This window comes from Flavobacterium psychrotolerans (assembly GCF_003097635.1).
GTDB classification, from domain to species: Bacteria; Bacteroidota; Bacteroidia; order Flavobacteriales; family Flavobacteriaceae; genus Flavobacterium; species Flavobacterium psychrotolerans.
In genome coordinates this window covers 137127-163465 of the sequence record NZ_QCZI01000001.1, presented here as the reverse complement: position 1 = coordinate 163465, position 26339 = coordinate 137127, and the positions used below count along the sequence as shown (strand labels likewise).

Sequence of the window (26339 nt, the reverse complement as noted above, 5' to 3'; positions counted from 1 at the left end):
ATTATGGTATTTATTTTTTTAAAACTTCTTGACAAAAATCAATCGCTATTTCAATTTTATCTTTTGTTATAGATTCCTTTAAAACGTAATAATTACTAGCCTTTACCAGTTTAAAGTTTTTTACAAGTGAATTAAATTCTTTGTGTTTATCAATATTGTAAATATCATATCCTTCATCGCTACAATAGATATCTATATCTTTTAGCAAACGTAAAAAGCTTAAATCCTCTGTATATCTACCCATATAGAGTGTTAAGCCTTTTTGCTTGGTCAATCTACTATTTATAGTAATTAAATAAGGATTAAGGTGATAGGAAGCCAAAGGCTGTATACCTGAATTGCCTAAACTATTTATATTAAATCCATTACTATCTTTCCAAGTAAACAAATTGAACCTTTCAGAATAAGTTGAAGTAAACTCATTGTATTTGACAAAATAATAAATCCAATCTTTTACTATTGGTTTAAAATTCATTATCATTTTGTTTAATTTATCAGTGATTGTCTTTTCTGGTAAATTAATATATTCTTTTAAAAATGAGTTAATTATACTTTTTATTGCTACCTGTTCAATTTTATCAGTAGTTGAAAGAATTCTATTCCAATACTCCTTGGAACCAAAATATCTAATTATACCCAAGCTGGAATAATCGTGTGTAATTACTGAAAAATCACCGTGTGTTAATAATGCTCTCACTAATAGTGAATTATTAGTTTCTTTAAGTTCCCAAATTTCATAAAAAGCTTCCACATATTTTTCAATATTAACAGCTTCAATTTCGAAATTATCACTAATGCCTTCTAAATAAAAATGTTCCTCTAGTTTGATAATATTTTCTTCTTCTTTATTGTTTTTAAGAATAGAAACAATTTTACTCTTTTCAGCATCAAAAGCCTCTTTTGTAAATCCTTTTAGTTTATTTTCTGTAAATAATTGAAATACATTTTTGTTTTGATTTGTCTTAATTAATTTTACCAATTCATCGATAAATTTAGAATAATCAAAAAAGTTCGGAAGTCTTAAATTTGAAGTATATTCAATTCTTTTTTTGGTATTTACTTGTCGAATTCTTGAAAGTAAATTTCTCAATATTCTAATGAAATCCTTTAATTTTTTATCCGGAAAGAGTGATTTAGTTTCAATACAAAATTCTAAAACTCCATATAGCAGCACTCTTTGCTTCACATCAAATTGATTGTCAGTGAACGCTCTTAAAAATAAATCGGTAGTATTGTCATCAAATAATTTTACTTTACCAATTACATATTCATTATTACAAAATAATTCACTGAAAAACGAATCAATACCATTTACACTCGACAGAAAATCAAGCGAATTGAAAAGAAAATCAACATTTTCCTTATGTGCGTAAACCGTTTTTAATGATTCGAAATTCTTGATGAAATTTTCATCTTTATTTTTCTTGTAATGAAGCATTTCTGCTACATAATAGAAAAAATTTAATATGTTTTCATCTAAACCTTTATCACTAACCTTCCTGTAATTCCAAAATAAATCGACCCATTTACCATCAATATTAAAAGCAAAATATTGTTGATAGTTAATTTTACTTCCTTTGAAATCAATTCTTTCCTTAAAATAATTTGTTTTATCATCATTTAAAAGTTGAGAGAATATTGCTTTAAAATTTTCAAAAGGTGTTAAAGGTTTTCCTCTTGAATTCATTTTTATGTATAGCTCATCTGTTAATTTGAATTCATCGGATTTAATATCAATGTAATCAAAAGTAATAAGTTCATTCAAAGTCAATTTATCCCAAACATTTTCAGAATCGGCTAATGATGAATGAATTGTTTCCAACATATTAAGCATTGCAATAATTGTGGGATCATTTTTCCAAGAAGTCATAAACCAAGACGAATCTATTATTTCTTCTTTTATAGATTCTATTTTATCTAAATTTGAAATTGGGTTATTGACTAAATTTTCACAAAATCTTTTAGAAGAAATTCTTGTTTCATAAGTGAAATTTAAAAGAATTGTTTTGATTTCATTAGTTTCTTCCTCTTTTATTAATTTCCCTTCTTTAGAAGCAAAATACCAATGTAATAACCACAAAGTAGTTAATCGTTGTTGTCCATCAAGCGGTATAAAATCGTTCTTACCTTGACTGGTTTTTTCGGTGTAACCATAGACAAAATCTAAATTAAGCTTTTCTGTATCTTCATTTAAGATTTTTTGTATTTTGGTTATGAAACTATTTCTTAAATCTTTTTCTGATTCTCGACCTTGTGCATAATCTCTTTGAATCAATGGAATTTTGACTAAATTATTTTCTAATAATGTATATAAAGTATATTTCATTGATTTGCTTTAATTAACTGCTTCTATTACAAAATAATTATACATTTCCTCAAGACTTTTAAGATACCCTGTTCTGTCTTCTAATCTCCAATAGGCATTGTTTTGAGGGTAATCTGTGTACGATTTTAAAAAGACATTCCTAGAACTAATAGGAATGTAAAATCCTTTGACTTCTCTTTTTTTAATTTTCTCTCTCTTTACATCAAAAACAGAATTGTTTAGTTGACTGTTGGTGTTTTTATCGATTAAACATAAATTATCAATCTGATGCGTGTTCTTTTCGGTAATACCCGATATTTTATTGATTAATGAGTACACTGAACTCACCATTTTATTAAATTCTTCTTTGTCTAAATCATCATCTTTTAAAGCAATATTCATCTTTTTAATTACACTGTCAAATTGCGTATCATTTGTATTGGTCAATGATTTTATATGGTCTTGTAGCCAAGATTTTTGCTGTTCTAATTTTGTAATATTTTCAGATTTTTGTGCGTGGATATGCTCTAAACTCCATTTTTCGTTCTTTTTAGTTTTTTTGTAAAGATTGAAAGGAAATTTTGCTTTTTCTTTTTCCGATTTTAAGGTAGCTATAACATTGTGCAAAAACAAAATCTTGATAATTAATGGCTTATCGTTTGTTTTTTGGTCCTCGTTTTCATAACACAAATCTTTTAGATTAACAGCTATACTATTGCCACTTGCATCTTTGCGTTTTGTATTTATTTTGATTAAATCTTTAATTTCGCCTTCGAGATATGTTACAAAGGATTTTTTTGTTCTTTCTTTCGATTCTTTTATTAAGGTATCAATTATATAACTTCCTTTTGATTCAATTAGATAGCCAATATAATGATAGAGTTTTCTGTTTTCGAACCATTCTTTGTAATATTCAAAATATTCAATTACCATTTCCCAAATGTGTTTTACCGCATCTATTCGAGATTTTTTATCATTTGTGATTAAGTCTTGTAAATAAGCTGACAGGATTAGAAAAGTTGCGTGTTTTAAAGGTTTAGATTCAAAATACTTTTTCTCTTTTAAAATCTTATTTGCAATAGCATCAAAAATAAATTCGATGTGTGTGGGCTTTGTATTTTCCTCGTTGCTTAAAAAATACCAAAAAACTTCTTCTTGTAATGTATATTCAATCGTGTCCCATTCAGTGGCGATTTCAAACAATTTCATTTTATTGAATTTCAAATCGTCTGGATGGTATTTGTCACTTTGTAGTAATAATGCTTTTATCAATTCGGCATCGGTTAATGGAATTTTACCCACATTCAGTCGAATGAAAACATCTATTGGATTTTTTTCTTGTTCTACATCATACCAAATAAAACGTATGTTTTTGTTTCCTAAACTATTATCGTCAAGTAAAATTGGGATTAATTTTCCTTTTGCTCCTGCGTGTTTACTAAACCAAGTTTCTATGTATCTATAACTATTACAGATGTGCTGAAAATCAATATTTGATTCATCAACAGTAGTTATAAAAGTTCTATCGGCTAAAAACTTTTCGCACTTGTCTCTTGTTTCATAGTTTAATGTAAAAAGCTCCTGATTGTACCCATCTTCAAACCTTCTTTCTTCTAAATAAACCAGTATCAAGTATAACGTTGTTAATCGTTGTTGTCCGTCTAAAACATTGTATTCGTTTTCTGCTATTTTTTGAACTACAATAGGCTGCAAACAATAGAATTCTCCATTGTTAGACGTGTTCATAAAATTCCAAATATCATCAAGCAGTTCAGTAACTTCCTGCTCTTCCCATCTATACCCACGTTGATAATGCGGAATTATAAATTTTTTGCCAAACAAATCTATTAACGGTGTTGTGCTACTCATAATTTATTTATTTTGATATTCGGCTCTTGGCTCTGCTACCATTAATAATTCTTCCTCGACCAAATGATTAACACTTAATTTACCGCTTATTAATCGAGGTAATAATAAATTACGTGTTTCTTGAAGTATTTGAGTTTTACCTTTTAATATCAGAATCTCCTCAATAATTGGATTTACAACTTCTTCAAACTTGTCTAAAATTATTTTATCAGGTAAAAGAATTTTCATAAAGTTTATCGAACTTCCAGCGTGCAGAATTGTTGTTCCCGCAGCGTGAGCTTTTATTGTTGATTGAATGTTTTCTGACAATAAAGTTTGGTAAATGAATGACCTCTTTAAATTTTTATTTTTAAAAACTATTTTTCTAACTCCACTAGAAAATCCTCCAGATAAATTCATTGCAACTAGACCAACACTTCCGTCTAAAGTAATAGCAATATCATCTGTATTTAAAATTTTGTCTTTTAATAAGTCTTTGTGAACAAATACACAATTGTCCCTTGAACCCAAATCTCCAACTCTCAAAAAAGGTATGTAATTATTATCTATTTTTTCATTGCAGTAATTATCACTTCCTGGCTCAATACCTTTTTCAAATTTAATATAATCATCTAATCTTACTTTCTCCCAACCATAAGGTAATCCATTTAGTATTTTAGAATTTACATAACCCGGAAAACGCAAACGCACAAACCATTCTTTATAAATTTCTTCTGCCATTTCTTCCAAAAGCTTGATGCGTTGTTTGTTGTTTTCAATCAATTCATCGTAAGAAGATAGTATGGAAGCAATTTTATTTTGAATAATAACTGGTGGTGTTGGTATTTTGAAAGTAAATAACTTCTCCATACTTAAGTTTTCTCTTGCTCCACCATCAGATATTTTTCTCATTTGCAGTTTCATTGTGTCAAAATAATATTTAATAAATATTTCATTTGACATTTCGGGATTTGCAATGAAACCAATTACACTATCAGGAAAACAAGCATCAAATCCTAAAATAGCAGATTCGGCAGTATTAGCACCAACGATGGAAAGACACAATGTGCCTTTTTTCCATAATTTACTTTGAGCTAATCCAACATCGTTGTATGTGTTTGTATATTCGGAAATATAAAAATCGGTTTTTTGAATATCTCCTGTTTGAATTAAAGGATATTTTCCGCCGTATAGTTTTTTATCTCCGCGAGGTCTGTGTTTTGATTTACCACGAGCAACAAAACCTAATTCGTCTAAAGTTTTTATTTGCCAAATCATATAAACAGATTATTAATATTTTCTTCAATAGTTAGTTCGATAGATTTAGATTGAATTTTTAAACTATTTAATTTTTGATTTAAATCAAAAATTTTGTCTTTATAATCATTGAATGATTTAAAACCATCATTATCAACTATCCCAACATATCTACCCGCATTCATTGAGTAATCTTGTTCTTCTGTATATTCAGTTTTATCGGCAACTTTGCATAAACCTATAACATCGGCATATTTTGCTTCTGGAAAACGGCTTTGTAACCAGTCTATATTGGTTTGAAAATAGGCAACTTCGTCGGTACTGTTTTTCCAGATTTGTTGCAATTCTTCAATTAATTTTATACCATTTAAGCCTAAAGCCACCCAGTCTTTATCGTTTTTTACTTTGATTTGTTTATCAGCAAGTGCTAAAACTTCAAGCAATGCGTCTTTGCTAGTTTTTAGTTTAGTTTCTAATTCTTTTATTTGGGTGGTGTAAACAATTAATTTTTTGGCGTACTTTAATTGTTGCTCGTTTGATGCGATTGCTTCGTTCCTCGCAATGACTGGTAACGGAATATTTGGTAATGATAAAGCTGCTATTTTATTAAGTAGACCATTTTCTTCAATCTTTTTGAAAGCTTCAGGCTTGTGTTTGGTTTTACTTTCTCTTGAATAATGCTGTAAATTAATTATCGTACTTTTTAAAATAGTAAAATAATCATTATAAGCTGTTGGCACTTTGTCTATCGCTTCGTTGGCTTGGTTGATGTAACTACCAATTAATTCAAGATAGCGTTCGTTTTCTCCACGATACAAACGTACAATTGCCGTAAGGTTTTGTATGTGTTCTTCTTTCCACTCACGGTGTGCTCTATCAATTTGATTGTAGGTTTCTGTCGAATCAATAAAAAGTATTTTATCTTTTCTATCCGTATTTATTTTCTGCTTGTCAAAAAACCATAACGTTGCAGCAACCGTAACGGTTAAAAACATATTGGAAGGCATAGAAACCATACAATCTACAATGCCGCTATCTACTATCTTTTTACGAATTTCATATTCTGAATTTCTTGCATCAGATGCCGAATTAGGCATCACAAAGCCAGCTCTTCCTTTATCGTTTAATGATGTAGCAAATAAGGAAATCCAAAGATAATTGGCATCGGTAATGCTGTCGTTGGTGTTTTTGCCTTTGTTTTTTGGCAAGCCGTATTTGTAGAAACGTTCGTCGTTTTTTACGGTACTTTCTTTTACTGATTTTACATTAAACGGTGGATTAGCCATTACAAAATCGAACTTTCCTAAACCATCATAAGGGTCATTTTCGTAAGAGTTGGTTTCTGTAATTTCGCCACGAATGTTGTTGACCATCAAGTTCATCTTTGCCAATCGTGCCGTTTCGCCCATATATTCTTGACCGTACACATAAATATCACTCAAATCGTGTTTGGCTTCTTTAACGAAAGTTGCACTTTGTACGAACATACCTCCCGAACCACAAGCTGGATCGTATATCTTTCCGGCATACGGTTCAATGACTTCTACAATAAAACGCACTACAGAAGTTGGTGTGAAAAATTCTCCTCCTTTTTGCCCTTCGCTCATTGCGAATTCGCCCAAGAAGAATTCATATATCTTACCAAAAATATCTCCTGTTGCATTTTTAGGAATGTCGGAGAATGTCTTGAGTAATTGTGGTAGTATATCGGCTTTCTTTTTTTCTATTTCAAAGTAGGCTTCTTTTGGCAAAACATCCTTGAATTTATCGTCTTGGTATTTTTCGATGCCTTCCATTGCTTCACGGAGTTTTTTAGCCAAACTTTCGTCTCCAGGAAGTGTGAGTAAATAATCATAACGAGCAAAATCTGGCAAATAAAAACCACATTTTGACAACGCTATAGAATGAATTGATCTTTCTAATCTGGTTCCTTTTTCGGCTTCGTATTCTTTAAGGATTTCAGGCTCGTAGTGGCTGTATTTATTTTCTGCAAATCGTAGAAAAATTAGTCCTAAAACTGGCACTGCATAATCGGCTGCTTTCAGTCCGCCATAAGCACGGAGCGAATTGGCAGAATCCCACAGGTCTTTTTCTAGTTTTTTGAGTTGTTCGTTTGTCATTATTGATTAAAAATAGTATTTAAAAACAAAGTTATCTACCTAACTCTTTGTTAAATGAGACCAACTTTATTTTTTAGATTTTATAATTTGTGCAGGTATTTTATTTTCTGTTTTTACTATCTGTTGTAGCAGATTTTGTACAATCAACAAACATACAAAAAAGCAATGGAATGTAAAAGAGCGAAAACAAGTTTAGGGTAAGGTTGGTACCCTAATTTGAGATAAAAGATTTTTTATTTTTTTAGCATAAAAAAAACGGATTTATATGGCTGTATGAGTGCAAACTGGAACTACTACTTTACTAATTTGCTTTGTTATGGTCTTATATTACCCGATTGTTTGACAAGAAAAAAAATAAAAAATGTTTGTGCCGTTTTTTGGGTACCAACCTTACCCTATAAAAACAAAGAATTTTGAAGCAAATAAAAGTAAAAAACATAAAAAAAGTGGAAACGTTAGTTTTCCACTTTTTTAAGCGATTTTTGTGTGCTGTTTTTAAGGTTTAATTATTCAATTATTCTTGAATTTCTCTGTTGCTATAATCTACTTCTTCATAGCTGTTTTCTTTAACTGCATAAACAAATAATCCATTTTTTTTAAGTCTTATAAAATTATGTTTTTTTAGTGCTTTCCCCAGCTTGTTAATTGTATTATCATTAATGTTGATTTTTGTTCTATCGACTAATTTTGAAGCTATTTGCGAAGCATTTAAAAACGTTTGCGCATTTTCTACCTCGCAAGGTTCAAACCACGTTAAAAGCAATTCTTCTTCTGGACTTCGGAGTTGGTATTGTTCATTATTCTCGGTTATTGATTTTATTTCTTCCTGGTCAAACCAAAACCTGAAACCACTTTTGAAAAGAAATAAAGCTTGTGAAAATGCCATATTAATATCTACATTGTGCTGGTATTTTATGCCTTCCAATTCAAAACAAAGAAACCTTCTGCTTCCTGTACTATCATTTAAAAACTGTGCGGTATTGACACTTCCGGCAAACGATGCCCTTCTGGGCATTGTTTCGTTGTTGTGTCCGTAAGCTTTTCGCATTCTGATTTGCGTTTTTGTAATGATTTCTTTTAGTGATCCAATTTCGGAACGATTTAAATTTTCGAGTTCGTCCAAGTTGATTAACATACATTCCGCTAGTTGAACCAAAGTATCTTTATTATTTGGGTTGATGGTTCCGGAAAATAAATATTCTTTCAATTGCTTGGGAACGAGTTTTTCAACCCACGTTGTTTTACCTAATCCTTGTTTGCCGCTAAAGACAATAACGGTGTGATTTATTACCTTTTCATCGAGAACGCAACCAACCATAGCCACTAACCATTTTTTGAAACATTGCTGCCAAAGTTCTTGTTTTGTAGTGGTTATGGTGTTGGCTAATTCGGTAATGTAATCGGTCTTTTCATCATAAGTAGGTAAATTGAAAAAGTAATCTTCAAATGGATTGAACAGCTCACAAAAATCAGAATACAATAAGTTTCGTAATGAAGATAAATTGGTTTTAATTCGTCCTTTTAAACACTCCCGTAGCATTGAATTTTCAATAAAATCATTCATTACATTCCACTTCTTTTTACCGAAATATTGGAACTCTAATTTACCTGATACTATATTATGCCGAAATACATATTTGTTTGATAAAAACAGTTCTAAACGGTCTATTTGGGTTGGTTTTGGTTTGTCTTCGTCGTCTTCGCTATCATCAAAGCTCTTCGACAAGCTCAGAGTGACATCTTTTTTCTTAGTTGGCTTTTCTCTTTTATCGTTTCCAAACTCGTGAATGTTTCCGTAAGCACTATTTACTGCTTGTGTTACTTCTTTTTCATCATAACCAAAATCAGTTAAAATATATCCCAAAGCTTCGTGAAGTGAAACTCCTTTGCGATTTAGGTTACAGGCTAATTGGTGTACGAATACGTTTCGGCTACCATTCACGAATTGCACTTTTTTTTCGGTGAATTTTATGCAATGATTGTAAATGGCATCGTAATCTGTTGATGGTTCTAGTTGAGTTCCCTCGACTGCGCTCGGGATGACAAGCTCGGGAATTTCGACTGGAATTGATGTAGCAAAAACGGAAGCGTTCTCATTGAGATATAAATTTTCATCAAAAGAATAAAAACATAACCTTGTTACATCTTTGCCCGATTTGTCTATTTCCAGTTTTAAAATAGCCTCATAATGTGCTTGAACCAATAAAAATGCTTCTTTGTGATTGGCTTTGTCTGAATTAATTTTGACTAAAATTTTTAATCCGTTTCCTGATGGACTGATGAAACTGGCATAAGTAAACTCACTTTGATTGGCCAAATGCGAAGCATTTTGCAAATCGGTTTTACTTAATTTATCAATGTCCAAAATGATACAATTTGAATATTCGGCTAGGAATTCCAATTTTCGACCTCCAACAAACTTTCCCGAAGGCGTGAATGCTGGAAGTGATTTTTTGGCTTTGTTGTAGGCTTCTGTTTTGTTTTCGGTAAGTGACTTTCGTAAGTAAACTATGCCCGGTCTGTACTTTCCAGTTTTGATTTCTTCTAAAATTGTTGAAATTGTTTTGTGTTCTATGACTTCGTTGAAGTTTTTAAAGACTGTTACCATTTTTTAGGTTTTAAAATTTATTTTCAAGATTAGAAGTTTCCCTTTTGTGATTGGCTTGCAATCACAAATTTCGCAAGTTCCGTTACACTCTTTCATTTTATCTTCCTTTAAAAGATTTGTTGTAATGTTCCGTAAGGAGTTTTTCAACATCAGAAAGTTTGTAGTAGATTTTGTTTCCCACTTGACTGAATGAAATTTTACCTTCGTCTCTCCAGGTTTGAGCTGTACGTTTTGAAATTTTCATCAGTAAAAGGAATTCTTGATTGTCTAAAAAGGTTTCTTTCTTTGGGTCTGCCTTGATAGAGATTTGAGATTGAATAGTGTCTAATTTTGTCATTAGATCTGTGAACTGGTCTTTTGTGAAGATAATTGCATCCATTTTTAAAAGTTTTAAATTGTTATGGTGCAAATGGACGAAATCAAAAAAAGTCCGATTAGACTTATTTGGTCTTATCGGACTAAAAAGTTTGTTAGACCTTATGAATATTGAGAAGTTGAAATGTTAATTTTAGAAAAAATCGGACTATAGTTTTATTTTCCAATCATTATTTGGGTTCTTATCTGTTCGAGTTGGCGATAAATATGTTTGAATTGTAAGCATTGAAAGTTCATTTCCATTTTCGTCTAAATAATTATCACAAATGAATTTTGCAATTTCTTTTATTTTATACTCAATGTAAGGTTTGCCATTTGGTTTTACATCATTCATCATTTGTTTGTAAGCATCAGTTAAAATATTGATTGGACCATTCAAACGGATTTTTAAAGTTGGTGCTTTTGCCAATTTTACATTGTCTAATTTTTCTTGTTGTTCTTTATCATATTCAGAACGCATTTTGCGTAGAGTTTGTAAATGCTCAATTTGATGGTTACATTGTTCGTCATACGCTTGTAAAGTTGTATTAATTGAAAATTTATCAGCTTGTTTATACGCAAAAGCTTCTTGGGTTAAATAAATAAGTTTTTCGGTAAAGTCTGTTAGTGTTTCAATATGATTTTTGACTTCAAAATACGAAAAATATCTATCATCAGAATTAGCGTTAATAAGTCTTTTTGGAGTTTTTGTTTTCGTGTCAACTACTCTTAAAGATTGCAGCTCTGTTCGTTTTTTCTCGATTAAAAAGTACAACTTATTGTATCTACTCATTGCCGTTTTGGAACTGAAAAAAGCTTCATTGTTGGCTAATAGTTTTTCGAGTTTACAAATCCATACCTCTGGGTTTTTTACCAGGTTGAATTGATAATCGATAAATGCAGGGAATTGAGATTGTTTGAGTTCTAATGTTTTTGCAATTAAGGCATTGCAATAACTTTGAACATTGACTTTTTCTTCAACGATTATATCAAATAAAGGATTTTTGGCTAGTGCTTGTGGCACTGCCAATAATTCTACAAACGGAGCTGTTTGCATATTTTGATCCTTTGAATTCAAATTTTAGTATGTTTTTTTTGGTATTCATTTAGTATTGAAAGGTAATTAAAAGCGGTTTTAAATTGGTTGCTTTTTGGAAGTCCTAGTGTTTTCTACTAGAGTTCGTTTATCACTCGTTTCGAATGCTTTAAAAATTACTTGTTTACTCTGTGGTAAAGTTATAAAATAAAAAAAATCCTTGTTAAAGGATTTTATTTGAAGTTATTAACAATCGTTTAAGGTCAATAAAATAGGCACTTAACACGATATTTAAAAAATATAATTGTCTACCGCTTTGTCCAGTTCTTCACTGATGATTTTAGCATATATCTGCGTTGTGCTGATGTCTGTGTGATCCATTAATTTAGAAACGTGCTCAATTCTCATTCCGTTATTTAACGCATTGGTTGCAAAACTGTGTCTTGATAAATGGAACGAAAGTGGAAACGGCAGTTTCATTATTTTACCCATTCGGTTGAGTTGGAAATTGGCGGAATGATTTTCTCTTTGAGATATAAAATAACGCATTTCTTCGCTCTTTTTGTAAGTTGCTTTATCGGTTATAATCGGAAAAATATAATCATCGTGTTGTGCATCTTCCTTGATGTATTTATTCAAAATATCAATCGCAACCTTTCCGATTTTAAACTGGTGTAATCTTCCTGTTTTGCGGATTACTTTTTTTATTCTTTGTTCTTCGCTATTGTAATTAGTGTATTGCAGCTCGATAACATCACTAAATCTTAATCCTCCTGCGTAAATTGAGAAAAGGAATAAATCACGCCATAAATCAGCTTTTCGTCCTTCCTTTAGTTCTAAATTGGTTAATATCTCGATTTGGTCTTTGTTTAGGAATACTCTTTTTTCAGTATCTTTTCTCAATGTCAGTTTGTTAAATGGGTACATATATTCCGGAATGATATCTTCTTTGATTGCTTCCTTGAACATTATCGCCAAAATCATAATAGAATAGCGTTGCGTAGTTGCTCCGTTTTTCAAAATATTTCCCATATGAGCCATATAATCTTTGAGAACTGTAACCGTAATATCATCGAAATAAACATCCCTACTACCAACATAATTCTCAAACTTCTTGGTGTAAAGCGTATAGTTTTTATAAGTTCCAAATGATACGCTGCCTTTTATTTTTTCACATCGAGCATAAGCATATTCAAAAAAGTTTGGCACAACTTTTCCCTTGATAGCATCTTTTAATTTACTGATTGAAATGGATTTTACTTTGCGTTCCATATCCGCAACCTGACCTTCAGCATCGGCAATCTTTTGAGATAATGAGGCATTCATCCTCGCACTGTTTGGATGGTTCTTCTTTACTTTCTGCTTTGTTTCATCCCACTCGTTCTCTTTGAGCTTCACTCCAGCAGTGATAAATTTCGTTTTTCTATCTTTTATAATTCGAATATACAATGGGCTGTGTCCTGTTTGGTCTGCCTGATGTGTTCTTAAAATTAGTTTAATTGATGCCATAGTGTTAGGAAATTAGAAATGTTGTACTATATTTGTAAAGCAATGCAAATGAGTGAAAGTATTGTAAATACTAGGTTTTCAATTGGGTGCATCGTGATACGAAGGTACAACATTAGGTATAACAAAACAAGTATTTCGTTGCTTTTTGTTGCTTAAAATTGCATAGTATATTTTTATAAAGTCAATGAATACAATACTTTAAGTGCAAAATGGAACTGGCAGTAACAAAATGAGGATAACAGCGGTTTGCCACAATGGCTTAATTCTGTGTTTCTTTAGAAAATATGCTGATAACTCAAAGTTTGGTTTATATTTGCGATTGTTCGGTAAGATTTACGCCACTGACGCAAGCCACCGGACGTTAGCTGATATTTTGAAAAAACCGAACTAGATGACAATGAAAAACAAATTACTATTTATTCTCTTTTTTGCAATTCTCAGTTGTTCTAAAAACAAAATACTTAAAACTGAATTAAACAAAATTCAAATAATTCCTTCGGGCGAATGGATTAGTTCTGTAGATTCAGCATCAGGCTTGAGCATAAGAAAAGATCGAATGGCTTTTTATAATAACAACAAGTTTAACTCTGAAGATATTGCTAAATATAGAATTATTGATTCAATCGAAATGGACGATAATAATAAAAAGATTTTGGGAACTTATTTAATCGCCGACGGAATTGACGATACAATAGTTTATAAAATAACAAATCGGAATAATAAAAGTATTAGTATTGAACTTAAAAACGGCAGAATTGATGAGTTTAAACTTGAAGAAAAATAAAAAACATCAGCTAACAGCCACTACAACGGATTTGGGCATTTGGCTTAATGGAAAAATGGTTTTGTATTTGGGATGATTTGCTTCGCCTGTTCGCTATCGCTCGGGTGGCAAATCCGAATAATGAGCTTAATTTAGTCGTAGTACCAGAACGTTTTCAGAGACAACTCATTGACAGAAATAAAAAGTAGAAATTATTTTAACTTCAACAACTAAGTATTTAAAAAATGGCAAAACAAATTTTTATCAATTTAGCAGTAAAAGACTTGCAAAAGGCTATGGACTTTTATATTGCATTAGGTTTTACAAACAATCCTCAATTTTCGGACGACAATGGAAAGTGTATGGTTTGGAGTGAAAGCATTTTTGTGATGATTATGACTCACGAAAAATTTAAAACATTTACCAACAAACCCATTGCAAACACCAAGAGCAATATTGCAGGTTTGTTTTCGCTTTCCGTTGAAAGCGTAGACAAGGTAAATGAAATTGTGAAAAACGGTATTGCAGCAGGAGGTATAGAACCTAATGAAATGAGGGACTATGGCTTTATGCAACAGCGAACTATTGAAGATTTTGACGGACATACTTGGGAAATTTTCTATATGGATATTTCAAAATTTCCAACAAAACAACCAGCAGAACAATAACAACGAACCGCTAACATCGACTTGACGATATGGCGGTTGAAGTGCTTCTGTGAAACATTTGTGCTGGTTTAGCATTAACAATTTTTTTGAACTTTAATGCTAAATCTGCCATCTAACCCGCTCGTCTGAGCATTGGTAACCCGCTGACAAGACACCCTAATAAATCTGTACGGTCGATGATTCTTTTCTTGAATTAGCCTTTTTTAAAGTCAATTTGTAAATATTGGATTTCAATTCATCCGTGTCTTGGTCTTCGCAGAGAAAAAATGTGATTTCGGAATTGGAATTTTCAAATAGGGTCAATCCCTCAAATTTGTGTTCGTCACTGATTTTTCTGGTAAAATCAATTTTCATGGTTTGCACATCAATACGACCAATAATGCTGCCTAAAACTTCGCCATCTTCATAAGTTGAGGTCGTGTCTTCGGCTGTAGCCAAAAAGTAAATCTTATCATCAACCAAAATCGCATCGGTAAAACTGGTGCGCACTCCATTTATTTGGGGTAGCTTATAGGCGTTAGAAAGGATATTGAATTCATTGGTCAAGTTTTTTCTCTGAATGGTAAATATGACATTCTTGTTGGTGGTTCCGTTGCCACGGTTAAACAATAGCCAACTTGTGCCGTAGTAAATGGCACCTTCAATATTGAAATCTTCGGATTTGATTTTGCCGAAACTTTGTATCATCAGATACAAATCGGTCAAATCAGTTGTTGTGATGATTTGTTTGGTTTTTGCATCGATTTGTACCATTTTGTTGCGTTTTTCGGTCGATCCCGAACCCAAAACGTACAAACTATTTGCAAAAGAAGTTATCGATTCAAAATCGGGTTTGTCTTTTTTAGGAATGTTTTCTAGTGGATGTTCCGTCAGCGGATGCTGCTTTAAAACACCGGAATTAAGGATGTATTCATAAAGAAATTCGCTGTTGTCGCCAATGAGCAGTAGGGTATTGTCTTTGTAAACCAGTCCGGAGGCGGAGCCAATTCCGATAATTTGAAACAGTAATTCGAAAGTAAATTTTTCCATAAATTTTATTTTGAAAAGAAAAGCCTAGCCCTGATGGAAGTGACATCCTTTTTGTTCCCCCTTTTCGGGGGAACAAAAAGATATAACGAACAGCAGGAAATAGCTTCAAAAAATGATTAAATTTGAGGTGATAAATATAAATTATTTTCTATGAAGTCTATTGATCCCGATGATTTTAAAGTAGTAAGTCCAATTCGGCTTTCTGAAATTCCAACAAATTTGCGTAACAAATCCGACGATGCCGAAAAGGAGGAGAAATTAGATAAGGTGCAGGTCAAGCTGAGTGCGTTGCAGGACGTGATGTATGCCCACAACCGGTATGGTGTTTTGATTTGTTTGCAAGGCATGGATACCTCAGGGAAAGACAGTTTGATTCGGGAGGTTTTTAAGGAATTTAATCCTAGAGGGGTTGAGGTTTTTACTTTTAAGACTCCAAATTCAGCAGAATTAGAGCACGATTATTTGTGGAGGCATTATTTGGCTTTGCCCGAAAAAGGGAAGTTTTCGGTTTTTAACCGGACGCATTATGAAAACGTGTTGGTAACGCGGGTGCATCCGGAATATGTTATGAGTGAGAATTTGCCGGGAATTTTATCTGTTGAGGATATTACACCTGAATTTTGGGAAAACAGAATGGAGCAAATCAATAATTTCGAGAAGCACATTACCCAAAACGGCACCATAGTGTTGAAATTCTTTTTGTACCTGAGTAAGGAAGAGCAACGCAAGCGGTTAATGCGTCGATTGGAAGAGGTGGAGCACCATTGGAAATTTTCGCCTGGGGACTTGAAGGAACGCGAACATTGGGATGAATACATGCAGTATTATGAGGAAGCCATTAACAAAACTTCAAAAAAGCATGCCCCTTGGTATATTGTTCCCGCTGATGATAAGGAAATGGCCCGTTATATTGTGGCTAAAATTATTTGGGAAGAAATGCAGCGGCATACGGATATTAAAGAACCCGAATTAGATGAAAAAGTTAAAGCCAATTTTGAAATGTATAAAGAGATACTGAAAAAAGAATAAAACAAAAAATGCCCTCAAATTTTGAGGGCATTTTTTGTTTTTGAATGGGTATTTATAGTTTGAAACCATAAGCAACACGCAAGGCAATTTGATTGGTATCATATTCGGTGTAGGCTTCATAACGTAAACTCACGTCAATGATTTTATTGGCATATCCAATTCCGGGTGTCCATAAGTAGGTGTCTTGTTTGTATCCATTAGTAACTGCAATACCACCACCAATTTCTCCTAAAACATAGAATTGATCTTCCCAAATAAAGGCTTTGAAACCTGCTTTTACTGGGATAAAACCTAGATCCTTAACACCATTATTAATAAATAAATTGGTAAAACCGGTAGTAAGTGTTACCGAGGTTCTTTTTGATAAATCATATTGAAGTCTGACATCTGCACCTAATGAATAGTTGTAAAAATCATGGTTGGTAGGTACACCACCATTTAATCCAACTCCTAAACGAAATCCTTGGTCATAATTAGTGGCTTCCGTTTTTTCTTGTGCTTGTAGATTGTTTGCAAATAAGATTGCTATTGCAAATGCAAATAAGACTTTAATTTTTCCCGTAATTTTCATAATTTTCGTTTTTAATATTTATTAGTAATAATTTAATTGGCTCAAAACCATGGTGCAAAAGTATACTTACAATAAAGCCGAAATGTTACATAATTATTGAGGTTTGTTATATGATTCCTTGTTTTACATAAATTTTCATGCCTAAAGAGACTTTATATTCGCAATAGTGTTGATGCAATTGAAAGCTTCTACTTACCTTTGCGGACTTAATAATAATAAAGTGAAGCGATCTCAATACACAAAAGAATTTTCTTATAATTTAAAATTGGCCTATCCCGTGATTCTCGGGATGTTAGGGCATACCTTAATAGGAATTGTAGATAATTTTATGGTGGGGAGTTTAGGCTCCACAGAGTTGGCGGCTGTTTCTTTAGGAAATAGTTTTATTTTTATTGGTTTATCTTTAGGGATTGGTTTTTCTACTGCCATAACCCCATTGACTGCTGAAGCCGATGCTGAAAAAAACGACAAGAAAATCCGTTCCACGTTTCATCATGGTCTTTTGTTATGTACCATATTGGGAGTTACTTTATTTATCTTGACCGTTTTGTCAAAGCCCATCATGTACTTGATGCACCAGCCCACAGCAGTAGCCGATATGGCTGCGCCCTATATAGATTGGGTAGCGTTTTCTCTAATTCCGGTTATTATGTACCAGGGTTACAAGCAATTTGCCGATGGGTTATCTCAAACTAAATATTCCATGTACGCTATTTTTATGGCAAACGTGGTGCATATTTTTTTTAATTACGTTTTGATTTATGGAATTTGGATTTTCCCAAAATTAGGGATTTTAGGTGCCGCATTAGGAACCGTGATTTCGAGAATTATGATGGTGGTTTTCATGCACTTTCTTTTGCGAAAAAATGCAGTATTTAAAAGGTATTTCAAGAATTTTAGTTTCAAGGAAATACGAAAATCCATGCTAAAAAAAATCATCAATCTCGGATTTCCTTCTGCCATGCAAATGTTGTTTGAAGTGGCTTTATTTACCATGGCAATCTGGCTTTCGGGTTCCCTTGGAAAAAACAGCCAGGCGGCCAATCAAATTGCGCTGATCCTGTCCTCCACGACTTTTATGATTGCCATGGGGCTAAATGTCACCGCCATGATTCGGGTGAGTTATGCAAAGGGATTAAACGATTATAAAAATTTAATTACCATTGCACGATCTATATTTTTATTGACCATTATTCTGGAAACGTTTTTCGCCATAACATTCGTGGCTTTACACAACTATTTGCCGCACTTGTTTTTGAATATGGATGATGTTACGCAATCACTGGACAATACCGAAATCCTATTGATTGCTTCTAAATTGCTTTTGGTTGCTGCTGTTTTTCAAATTTCAGATGGGATGCAAGTTGTTGTTTTGGGTGCTTTGCGAGGGTTACAAGACGTGAAAATCCCCATGTACATTACTTTTGTAGCTTATTGGCTTATTGGTTTTCCTATATCTTTTTATTTGGGAAAATACACCGATTTTAAAGCGACTGGAATTTGGATTGGATTGTTGGCGGGACTAACAGCGGCCGCATTATTTTTGTATATTCGCTTTGCGAGATTGACTAAGAAATTGGTTTTAGAAAACCAAAAGGATTTAAGCTAAAATAAATACTAATCATTCTCTCGTTCAATAAACTAAATATTAAAAAATGATACTATTCATTATTCTTGGAGTTATTTTACTAATTGTCAGTTTTTCATTAAAACACAATGCGAATCCGTTTACTCCATATGCCAACACAGTAAAGTTTATTGCGCTATTGGTAATTGCTATAGGGATTTTCTCTTCAATGTTCAAGCAAATAGACGCTGGGAAAGTGGGCGTGCAATCGCTTTACGGAAGTGTTCAATCCGACGTATTGGAAAGTGGTTTGCATTTAATCAATCCGCTTTTGGACGTAACGGATTTTGATATTCAAACACAAAACTATACCATGTCAGCCATTCACGGAGAAGGAGTTCAGGAAGGGGACGACGCCATTCGTGTTTTGTCTAATGACGGGCTGGAAGTAGTTATTGATTTAACTGTTTTATACCGGATTACTCCCAATGATGCACCAAAGATCTTTAAACAAATTGGGGTAAATTATACCGATAAAATTGTGCGTCCCGTAACCCGAACCCGTATTCGTGACAACGCCGTTTATTATGATGCCGTGGCATTGTATTCTACCAAAAGAAACGAATTTCAACAGCGTATTTTCAAAACGATTGAAGCCGATTTTAAGACTCGAGGATTAATTTTGGAGCAATTGTTAATCCGAAACATCAATCTTCCAGCTTCTGTAAAAGCGTCAATCGAAAGTAAAATTAATGCCGAGCAAGATGCCCAAAAAATGACTTTTGTATTGCAGAAAGAAAAACAGGAAGCGGAACGAAAAAGGGTAGAGGCACAGGGTATTGCCGATTACCAACGGATTATATCTTTAGGATTAACCGATAAACAATTGCAATACGAACAAATAAAAGCACAGAAAGAAATTGCGACTTCCCCAAATACTAAAATTATTTTTATGAACAGCAAAGGGAATGCACCGATTATTCTGTCAGACAAATAAATTAAATAAGTAAATTCGGTTATTCGTTAATTTTAATGAAAAAATAACCGAATCAGCAAATAATCAAATCAACATAATATGGAATTACCAAAATTTTTACTAGGCGACAACACGGACTTTCCGGAAGATATTTTCATCATTCACTTGGATTATCCTCGATTTATCATCAACCTAAAAGACGATGAGGTCGAGTTTATGGAAGAAGCCGAAGACCTAGATGAAGGCGAATTAAATGCCGAAATGGAAGGTTTGATCGAGCTTGCCAATGCCTTTTATGACCGGGAAATGGAACGTTACGAGAAAGAGTAAAATAAGTTTTTAATAAAATTTGAGCAGCTGTAAAAGGTGAAATTTCATCATTTTGTACTGCTTTTTTGTTATAGAAAACTTAAAGTAGTAGATATGGATAAAGATACAAGTGAATTATTTACAATGTTGAGGTTCGAGAACTATGTTACAGCTAGATATATTGCTTTTACTTGTGGTTCTTTTAATCGTATGGCACATTACTTAATGGGAATGAGTTTAGAACTTTCATATAAATTTATTTGTATGGAGCTTAAAAAAAAGGGAATCCAATTTTCAAATAATGAAGATAAACTTCTGAAAAATTCACACGATCTAATTAAATTACATGAACTATGTAAGTCAAAAGGACGTCTTTTGAAAATTATCAATTATGAATCATTTCTTTTTTATGCCAATGCTTTCTACAAGACAAGATATCCTGAACATATTAAAGAATCTACAAAAATTGCTTCTGAAAAATTTAAACAAATTTCATTTTCAGCACATAATATTTTTCCGTTCGATGATTTAATTTCCCAAATTGATAGTGATATATTTGATTTGACTAATGATGAAAAAACATCTATTATCTATGTGGGGATATTTAATATGAATACACATCCATCTAATTCATTATTTCATTCAAATGGTAAATGCTATGATTTAATACCAAAATATGAGATTTTTCTAAATTCAAATATTCCAAATCACGTTAACTCAATGTATATTTTAAAAAACAAGAGAGAATCAATCCTAAGGAGTAAAGAAGTATATATGTATGATTCATATGAAAAAAGCAAATCATTTGATATGAAAAAATTTATTTCCCATTTAGGAGAAAAATGATAAGTAATTATAATTTCTTATCATCAATCCGTCATAAAATCCTGAATGTTCTGATAGATATTTTGTAATTTTTTATAAAGAAACGCATTATATATTTTTATTTTTTAAAATAGGTTTTCAACAAAATTTGAGCAGCTGCAAAAGGTGAAATTTCATCATTTTGCACTGCTTTTTTGTTTTCGTCCAATAATTTCTGGATTTCCGGATGATTGAAAAAATGCAGTTTTAGTTGTTCGTTGATGGTTTCCAACATCCAGTACTGGTTTTGCTCCTTGCGTTTTTCAAAGAAATACAGATTCCCTTTTGTCTGTTCCAGAAATTTAGAAATCGTTTCCCAAACTTCAGGAATTCCGTCGTGGGTAATAGCGCTACAGGTAGCAGTTGTAGGGATCCAACCCGATTTTTTAGCGGGAAATAAATGCAATGCCCGGTTAAATTCGGTTTTGGCTAAATTGGCTTTTCTAATATTATCGCCATCGGCTTTGTTAATTACAATAGCATCCGCCATTTCCATAATGCCCCGTTTTATGCCTTGCAACTCATCGCCAGCACCCGAAATTTTTAGTAACAAAAAGAAATCGACCATACTGTGTACAGCCGTTTCGCTCTGACCAACGCCAACGGTTTCTATAATTATGGTGTCAAACCCTGCGGCTTCACAAAGCGTAATGGTTTCCCGAGTTTTTCGGGCCACTCCACCTAACGTTTCTCCCGAAGCGGATGGGCGGATATAGGCATTTTTGTCTTTTACCAATTCTTCCATTCGGGTTTTGTCTCCCAAAATGCTTCCGTGACTAATGGTACTACTCGGATCGACAGCCAATACGGCTACTTTTTTTCCTAGACCAGTCAAGTATTTTCCAAAGGCCTCAATAAAAGTACTTTTTCCAACTCCAGGAACTCCTGTGATTCCTATTCGGACTGATTTGTTGGCATGAGGCAAACAAGCATTAATAACTTCGTTTGCTTTTTCTAAATGGTTAGTATTCGTACTTTCTACCAAAGTAATCGCACGACTTAATGCAGTAATATTTTTGTCTAAAATCCCCTCCACCAATTCTTTTGAAGTGGGTTGCTTTTTTCTAAATTGCTGAATTTGAGCCACAACGTTTGTACTAAGAATTTCTGGTGGAGAAATTCCTGCTTTTTCGTGAAGTGTCGAGGCGATTTTGTTTTTTGAATCCAAGGAATTTCATTTTTGTAAAATTACTAAAAATAGTAGTTCCGCTTAAAGGACTTCTTATAAATTTTAATTTTAGCTTTCTTGTTCCTTAACCTGTGGATTCATTTTTTTGACGTTCCTTTGCACAAAATCAATAAAAATAAATGGACAATATTGTTTTATTACTCCTTTGTTTGCTTATTGGGTTTGGATTGAAATACGTTAGTGCTTTTCCCAAAAACGGATACATAGCCCTGAATCAATTCATTATCTATGTGGCCTTGCCCGCTTTAGCCCTGTTTTATATTCCCAAAATAGCAATTAACAGCAGTTTATTGTTTCCTTTAGGAGTGGCATGGTTGGGATTTTTTCTGTCGTTTATTTTTTTCTATTTCATCGGAAAAAGGTTCGGTTGGTCTAATAAACTTATAGGTTGTCTGATACTCACTGCCGGATTAGGAAACACTTCCTTTGTTGGATTTCCAATCATTCAAGCCTTATATGGAGAAGAGGGTTTGAGGACCGCAATTATTGTTGACCAACCGGGATCATTTGTTGTATTGTCCACTTTTGGAATTATTACGGCCTCTTTTTTTTCAAGAGGGAAACCGGATTTTGGTTATATATTCTCTAAAATTCTACTTTTTCCGCCTTTTATTGCTTTCGTACTTGCCTGTATCATGAATGCGATTCAAATGGATTTTTCAACGGAATTGCAATCTGTGTTTCAAAAATTAGGGAATACCATCACGCCAATTGCATTGGTTTCAGTAGGATTACAATTAAGTATTGACAGAAAAAGCAAGCACTGGGGATTTTTGGGATTGGGTTTGTTTTTCAAGTTAATAATTACTCCTGCCATTTTTTATCTTTTATATAAAGTGCTGCTTCACGGTAAAGGCTTGGCTATTGATGTTTCGGTTATGGAATCTGCAATGCCATCCATGATTGCAGGGGCTATCTTGGCTTCAAATTATGGACTGAAGCCCAAATTAAGTAGTATGATGATTGGGATAGGGATTCCTTTATCATTTATTACATTGGGATTTTGGTATTGGATTTTAACTACTTTTTAGACTATGAGCACTTCAGATACTACTTCAGCGGGAAATTTAGCCTCAAAAACAGTTTTCCCTATTCTGTTTTCTATTGCTTTTGCCCATTTAATTAACGATTTATTGCAGGCAGTAATTCCCGCATCCTATCCCATTCTAAAAGAAAATTTTCATTTGAATTTCACCCAAATAGGATTAATAACGCTTTCCTATCAATTGGCAGCTTCCATCTTGCAACCCCTCGTAGGATTGTATACAGATACAAGACCCAAACCTTTCTCTCAAATTTTCGGCATGTGTTTTACCTTGGCAGGTATCGTTTTTTTATCGTATGCTTCAAGTTTTTACACAATAGTATTTTCGGTAATCCTTGTAGGAATTGGTTCTTCCATTTTTCATCCTGAAGCGTCCCGAATTTCATTCTTGGCTTCCGGCGGAAAAAGAGGTTTGGCGCAATCTATTTTTCAATTGGGTGGAAATGCAGGAACGGCCATTGGCCCATTATTAGTAGCATTAATCGTAGTGCCCAACTCGCAACACTATATCATTTGGTTTGCCATAGTAGCATTTGTCGGGTTAATAGTCCTGAGCCGAATTGCATTTTGGTATCAAAATCACTTGAGTCTTCGTACTTCTAAAAAAGCAGTGATTGATTTGCCTAATTTATCCCAAATAAAAATCAATGTTTCGGTTGGAATCTTATTAGTATTGATATTTTCCAAATTCTTTTACATGGCTAGCATGTCGAGTTATTTTACCTTTTATCTCATCGAAAAATTTCATTTATCGGTTCAGGATGCTCAGTTTCATTTAGTATTATTCTTAGCTTCTTGCGCTATCGGAACTTTAATTGGAGGACCTATTGGTGATAAATTCGGACGGAAATATGTTATTTGGTTCTCTGTTTTAGGCGTTGCTCCATTCACTTTGCTATTGCCATTTGTCGATTTATTTTGGACAGGATTCCTATCTGTCCTCATCGGAATCATCATTTCTTCAGCATTTCCAGCCATCTTGGTTTATGCACAAGAATTATTACCTAAAAAACTCGGAATGGTTTCTGGACTTTTCTACGGATTCGCTTTCGGGATGGGCGGTTTAGGCTCTGCTTTATTAGGAAATCTGGCCGATCACACCAGTATCATTTATGTTTATTATCTCTGTGCTTATTTGCCCTTAATAGGAATTATTGCCTTCTTTTTGCCCAATTTAAAGAAAAAATAATCGAAATCAGGAGCGAAATACTCGGGCCTTTTTAGAAATCATTTTCCTGCTTTCGGCTTTATCCTCGCAAAGAAGCGAGGGATATCACCTCTATCAGGGCTAAATAAGAAATGCCTTTTGCATTTGTAAATATTTAAAAAAACAACTACTTTCACGCCACAAATGCAACTTTCATGAACACTCCAATTACAGCCGAAATATTGCAACAACTCGATAGAATTGTTGGTAGCGCTTACCTTTTTACCGACGAAGAAACTAGAAATCATTACGGCCATGACGAAACCGAAGATTATGTTTTTCCCCCATCGGTAGTGATAAAACCAGGAACGCCAGAAGAAATTTCTGCAATACTAAAAGTGGCTAATGAGCATAAAATCCCAGTAACGGCAATAGGAGCCAGAACGGGTTTGAGTGGAGGCGCATTAAGTATTCACCAAGGAATTGGACTTTCTATGGAACGTTTCAATAAAATTTTGAATATTGATGAGAAAAACCTTCAAGTTATTGTAGAACCCGCTGTTATCACCCAAGTTTTAAGGGAAGCCGTTGCCGAGAAAAAGCTGTTCTACCCACCAGATCCAAGCAGTCAAGGCAGTTGTTGGATAGGAGGGAACGTTGCCGAAAATTCGGGTGGAGCAAGAGCCGTAAAATACGGAGTTACTAAAGACTATGTTTTAAACCTAGAAGTAGTTTTAGCCAATGGAGAAATTATTTGGACAGGAGCAAATACCTTAAAAAATTCTACAGGATACAATTTAACCCAATTAATGGTGGGTAGTGAAGGTACGCTTGGAATCATCACAAAAATTGTAATGAAATTGTTGCCTCAAAACACACATAATGTCTTGATGCTCGTTCCGTTTTACAATGCTAACGAAGCATGCGAAGCCGTTTCAGCTATTTTTAGAGCAGGAATTGTTCCGAGTGCTTTAGAATTTATGGAGCGCGATGCCATAGATTGGACATTAAAATTTGTTCCAAATCTCAATGTAACTGTCAAAGACGAAATTCAAGCTCATTTATTGATCGAAGTAGATGGCAATTACCCAGAAATCCTTTTTGCGGAAGCTGAAAAAATAATGGCTGTTGTCGAACAATTTCAAATAGATGAAGTTCTGTTTGCCGATACTGAAGACCAGAAAAATGCACTTTGGAAAATGCGTCGCAGTGTTGCCGAAGCCGTAAAAGCAAATTCAATTTACAAGGAAGAAGATACTGTTGTTCCTCGGTTTGAGCTACCAATATTGCTTAATGGAATAAAAGGAATAGGAAATAAATACGGTTTTAAATCTATTTGCTACGGTCATGCTGGTGATGGTAATTTGCATGTAAACATCATAAAAGATACCATGTCTGATGAAAATTGGAAAACCGAAGTGCCAAAAGGAATTCGGGAAATTTTTGAATTGACTGTTGCCTTAAAAGGAACTTTGTCCGGAGAACACGGCATTGGCTACGTTCAAAAAAACTTTATGGATATTGCCTTTAGCGAAACCCATTTGCAACTCATGAAAGGGATAAAGACTATTTTTGATCCTAACGGAATTTTAAATCCAGGGAAAATTTTCCCTGACAATAAATAGGATTCATTTAGGAATTGCTTTTTAAACGTTGGATTTGAACTTAATTTTGTTCTAATTTTTTGGCGAGTTCGATCAATAGAGAATCTGCATTTTTGAAAGTTGGGGATTGCTCCACAATGCTGGCGACTCTTTTTTTATTGAGTTTCAACGTGACATCAGCATCGGTCGTAAACAGTAAAACAGAAAAAAATGGATTATTGATATAAGGGATTAATATTCTGATTGCTTCATCAATACTATAGCTTTCCACCACTTCTTCAGTCTGAAAACGGAAGGTTATTGCTAGGCCAAGTTCTTCTTCGAGCATTGCAGTACGTACATAAATATTCTTCAAATCAGGGTTGCCGATAGTTTTCGCTAAAGTTAATTTGGCGAAAGTGCCATCTTCAATACTGGCTTTAACTCGGCTGAAAAATGTGGAATAGATACTATTGTTTGGCATTTTGATGTGATAGTGTTATTAATTTTTTTGGAAATCTGACATTGCAAAATTAGTATTTGTCTTTTTTAATTAACCCAA

General features: G+C 33.3%; 22 protein-coding genes. 10 read left to right on the top strand and 12 right to left on the bottom strand.

What is annotated here, in order from left to right; translation table 11 throughout:
* Nucleotides 1–10 precede the first annotated feature (10 nt).
* The 8 genes from DB895_RS00690 to DB895_RS00655 all read right to left on the bottom strand — a co-directional run bounded on the left by DB895_RS00690 (nt 11) and on the right by DB895_RS00655 (nt 13037).
* A complete protein-coding gene (locus DB895_RS00690) occupies nt 11–2326 on the bottom strand; it encodes a DUF262 domain-containing protein (RefSeq protein ID WP_116723420.1) in 2316 nt (771 codons plus the stop codon).
* Nucleotides 2327–2335: 9 nt separating this feature from the next.
* On the bottom strand, nt 2336–4174 hold the full coding sequence (locus DB895_RS00685) for a DUF262 domain-containing protein (protein WP_116723419.1): 1839 nt from the start codon (nt 4172–4174) through the stop codon (nt 2336–2338).
* A 3-nt stretch (nt 4175–4177) separates the two neighbouring features.
* Complete coding sequence (locus DB895_RS00680; RefSeq protein WP_116723418.1) at nt 4178–5431, bottom strand: restriction endonuclease subunit S; 1254 nt, start codon at nt 5429–5431, stop codon at nt 4178–4180.
* Nucleotides 5428–7530: a type I restriction-modification system subunit M gene (locus tag DB895_RS00675; RefSeq protein ID WP_116723417.1), complete on the bottom strand. Its 2103-nt coding sequence runs from the start codon at nt 7528–7530 to the stop codon at nt 5428–5430. The genes DB895_RS00680 and DB895_RS00675 overlap by 4 nt, the downstream gene beginning before the upstream one ends.
* Nucleotides 7531–8044: 514 nt before the next feature.
* Nucleotides 8045–10138: a VapE domain-containing protein gene (locus tag DB895_RS00670; protein ID WP_116723416.1), complete on the bottom strand. Its 2094-nt coding sequence runs from the start codon at nt 10136–10138 to the stop codon at nt 8045–8047.
* A gap of 97 nt (nt 10139–10235) precedes the next feature.
* Entirely contained in the window at nt 10236–10517 is a 282-nt protein-coding gene (locus DB895_RS00665) for a helix-turn-helix domain-containing protein (RefSeq protein ID WP_034098978.1), read from the bottom strand.
* 144 nt (nt 10518–10661) lie between these two features.
* Nucleotides 10662–11549: a hypothetical protein gene (locus DB895_RS00660; RefSeq protein WP_116723415.1), complete on the bottom strand. Its 888-nt coding sequence runs from the start codon at nt 11547–11549 to the stop codon at nt 10662–10664.
* Between the two features lie 270 nt (nt 11550–11819).
* Nucleotides 11820–13037: a site-specific integrase gene (locus DB895_RS00655; RefSeq protein WP_116723414.1), complete on the bottom strand. Its 1218-nt coding sequence runs from the start codon at nt 13035–13037 to the stop codon at nt 11820–11822.
* A 397-nt stretch (nt 13038–13434) separates the two neighbouring features.
* On the opposite strand from DB895_RS00655, the gene DB895_RS00650 reads away from it, so the two are divergent.
* Nucleotides 13435–13821, top strand: a complete 387-nt coding sequence (locus DB895_RS00650) for a hypothetical protein (RefSeq protein ID WP_116723413.1) — start codon at nt 13435–13437, stop codon at nt 13819–13821.
* A 224-nt stretch (nt 13822–14045) separates the two neighbouring features.
* Nucleotides 14046–14468 (top strand): VOC family protein, encoded by a 423-nt coding sequence (locus DB895_RS00645; RefSeq protein ID WP_116723412.1) that lies wholly within the window; start codon nt 14046–14048, stop codon nt 14466–14468.
* A gap of 156 nt (nt 14469–14624) precedes the next feature.
* Here the strand turns inward: DB895_RS00645 and DB895_RS00640 are convergent, their stop codons facing one another.
* A complete protein-coding gene (locus tag DB895_RS00640) occupies nt 14625–15497 on the bottom strand; it encodes a DUF6929 family protein (protein ID WP_116723411.1) in 873 nt (290 codons plus the stop codon).
* A 150-nt stretch (nt 15498–15647) separates the two neighbouring features.
* Here DB895_RS00640 and DB895_RS00635 point away from each other — a divergent pair, with 150 nt between their 5' ends.
* Nucleotides 15648–16526 (top strand): PPK2 family polyphosphate kinase, encoded by an 879-nt coding sequence (locus tag DB895_RS00635; protein ID WP_116723410.1) that lies wholly within the window; start codon nt 15648–15650, stop codon nt 16524–16526.
* A 52-nt stretch (nt 16527–16578) separates the two neighbouring features.
* Here DB895_RS00635 and DB895_RS00630 read toward each other — a convergent pair whose 3' ends face one another.
* Complete coding sequence (locus tag DB895_RS00630) at nt 16579–17097, bottom strand: hypothetical protein (protein ID WP_116723409.1); 519 nt, start codon at nt 17095–17097, stop codon at nt 16579–16581.
* A gap of 220 nt (nt 17098–17317) precedes the next feature.
* Here DB895_RS00630 and DB895_RS00625 point away from each other — a divergent pair, with 220 nt between their 5' ends.
* The 4 genes from DB895_RS00625 to DB895_RS00610 all read left to right on the top strand — a co-directional run bounded on the left by DB895_RS00625 (nt 17318) and on the right by DB895_RS00610 (nt 20795).
* Complete coding sequence (locus DB895_RS00625) at nt 17318–18706, top strand: MATE family efflux transporter (protein WP_116723646.1); 1389 nt, start codon at nt 17318–17320, stop codon at nt 18704–18706.
* A gap of 46 nt (nt 18707–18752) precedes the next feature.
* Nucleotides 18753–19661, top strand: a complete 909-nt coding sequence (locus DB895_RS00620; RefSeq protein ID WP_116723408.1) for a prohibitin family protein — start codon at nt 18753–18755, stop codon at nt 19659–19661.
* Between the two features lie 78 nt (nt 19662–19739).
* A complete protein-coding gene (locus DB895_RS00615) occupies nt 19740–19970 on the top strand; it encodes a hypothetical protein (RefSeq protein WP_116723407.1) in 231 nt (76 codons plus the stop codon).
* A 93-nt stretch (nt 19971–20063) separates the two neighbouring features.
* Nucleotides 20064–20795: a hypothetical protein gene (locus DB895_RS00610; protein WP_116723406.1), complete on the top strand. Its 732-nt coding sequence runs from the start codon at nt 20064–20066 to the stop codon at nt 20793–20795.
* 97 nt (nt 20796–20892) lie between these two features.
* Here DB895_RS00610 and meaB read toward each other — a convergent pair whose 3' ends face one another.
* Nucleotides 20893–21981 (bottom strand): methylmalonyl Co-A mutase-associated GTPase MeaB, encoded by a 1089-nt coding sequence (meaB, locus tag DB895_RS00605; protein WP_116723405.1) that lies wholly within the window; start codon nt 21979–21981, stop codon nt 20893–20895.
* A gap of 140 nt (nt 21982–22121) precedes the next feature.
* On the opposite strand from meaB, the gene DB895_RS00600 reads away from it, so the two are divergent.
* From DB895_RS00600 to DB895_RS00590, 3 genes are all read left to right on the top strand, one after another.
* Complete coding sequence (locus DB895_RS00600) at nt 22122–23033, top strand: AEC family transporter (protein WP_116723404.1); 912 nt, start codon at nt 22122–22124, stop codon at nt 23031–23033.
* Between the two features lie 3 nt (nt 23034–23036).
* Nucleotides 23037–24236 carry an MFS transporter gene (locus DB895_RS00595; RefSeq protein WP_116723403.1) on the top strand — a complete coding sequence of 400 codons (1200 nt, stop codon included), beginning with the start codon at nt 23037–23039 and terminating at the stop codon, nt 24234–24236.
* Nucleotides 24237–24409: 173 nt separating this feature from the next.
* On the top strand, nt 24410–25819 hold the full coding sequence (locus tag DB895_RS00590) for an FAD-binding oxidoreductase (RefSeq protein WP_116723402.1): 1410 nt from the start codon (nt 24410–24412) through the stop codon (nt 25817–25819).
* A gap of 40 nt (nt 25820–25859) precedes the next feature.
* On the opposite strand, the gene DB895_RS00585 is transcribed toward DB895_RS00590, so the two are convergent.
* A complete protein-coding gene (locus DB895_RS00585; RefSeq protein WP_116723401.1) occupies nt 25860–26261 on the bottom strand; it encodes a hypothetical protein in 402 nt (133 codons plus the stop codon).
* Nucleotides 26262–26339: the final 78 nt, after the last annotated feature.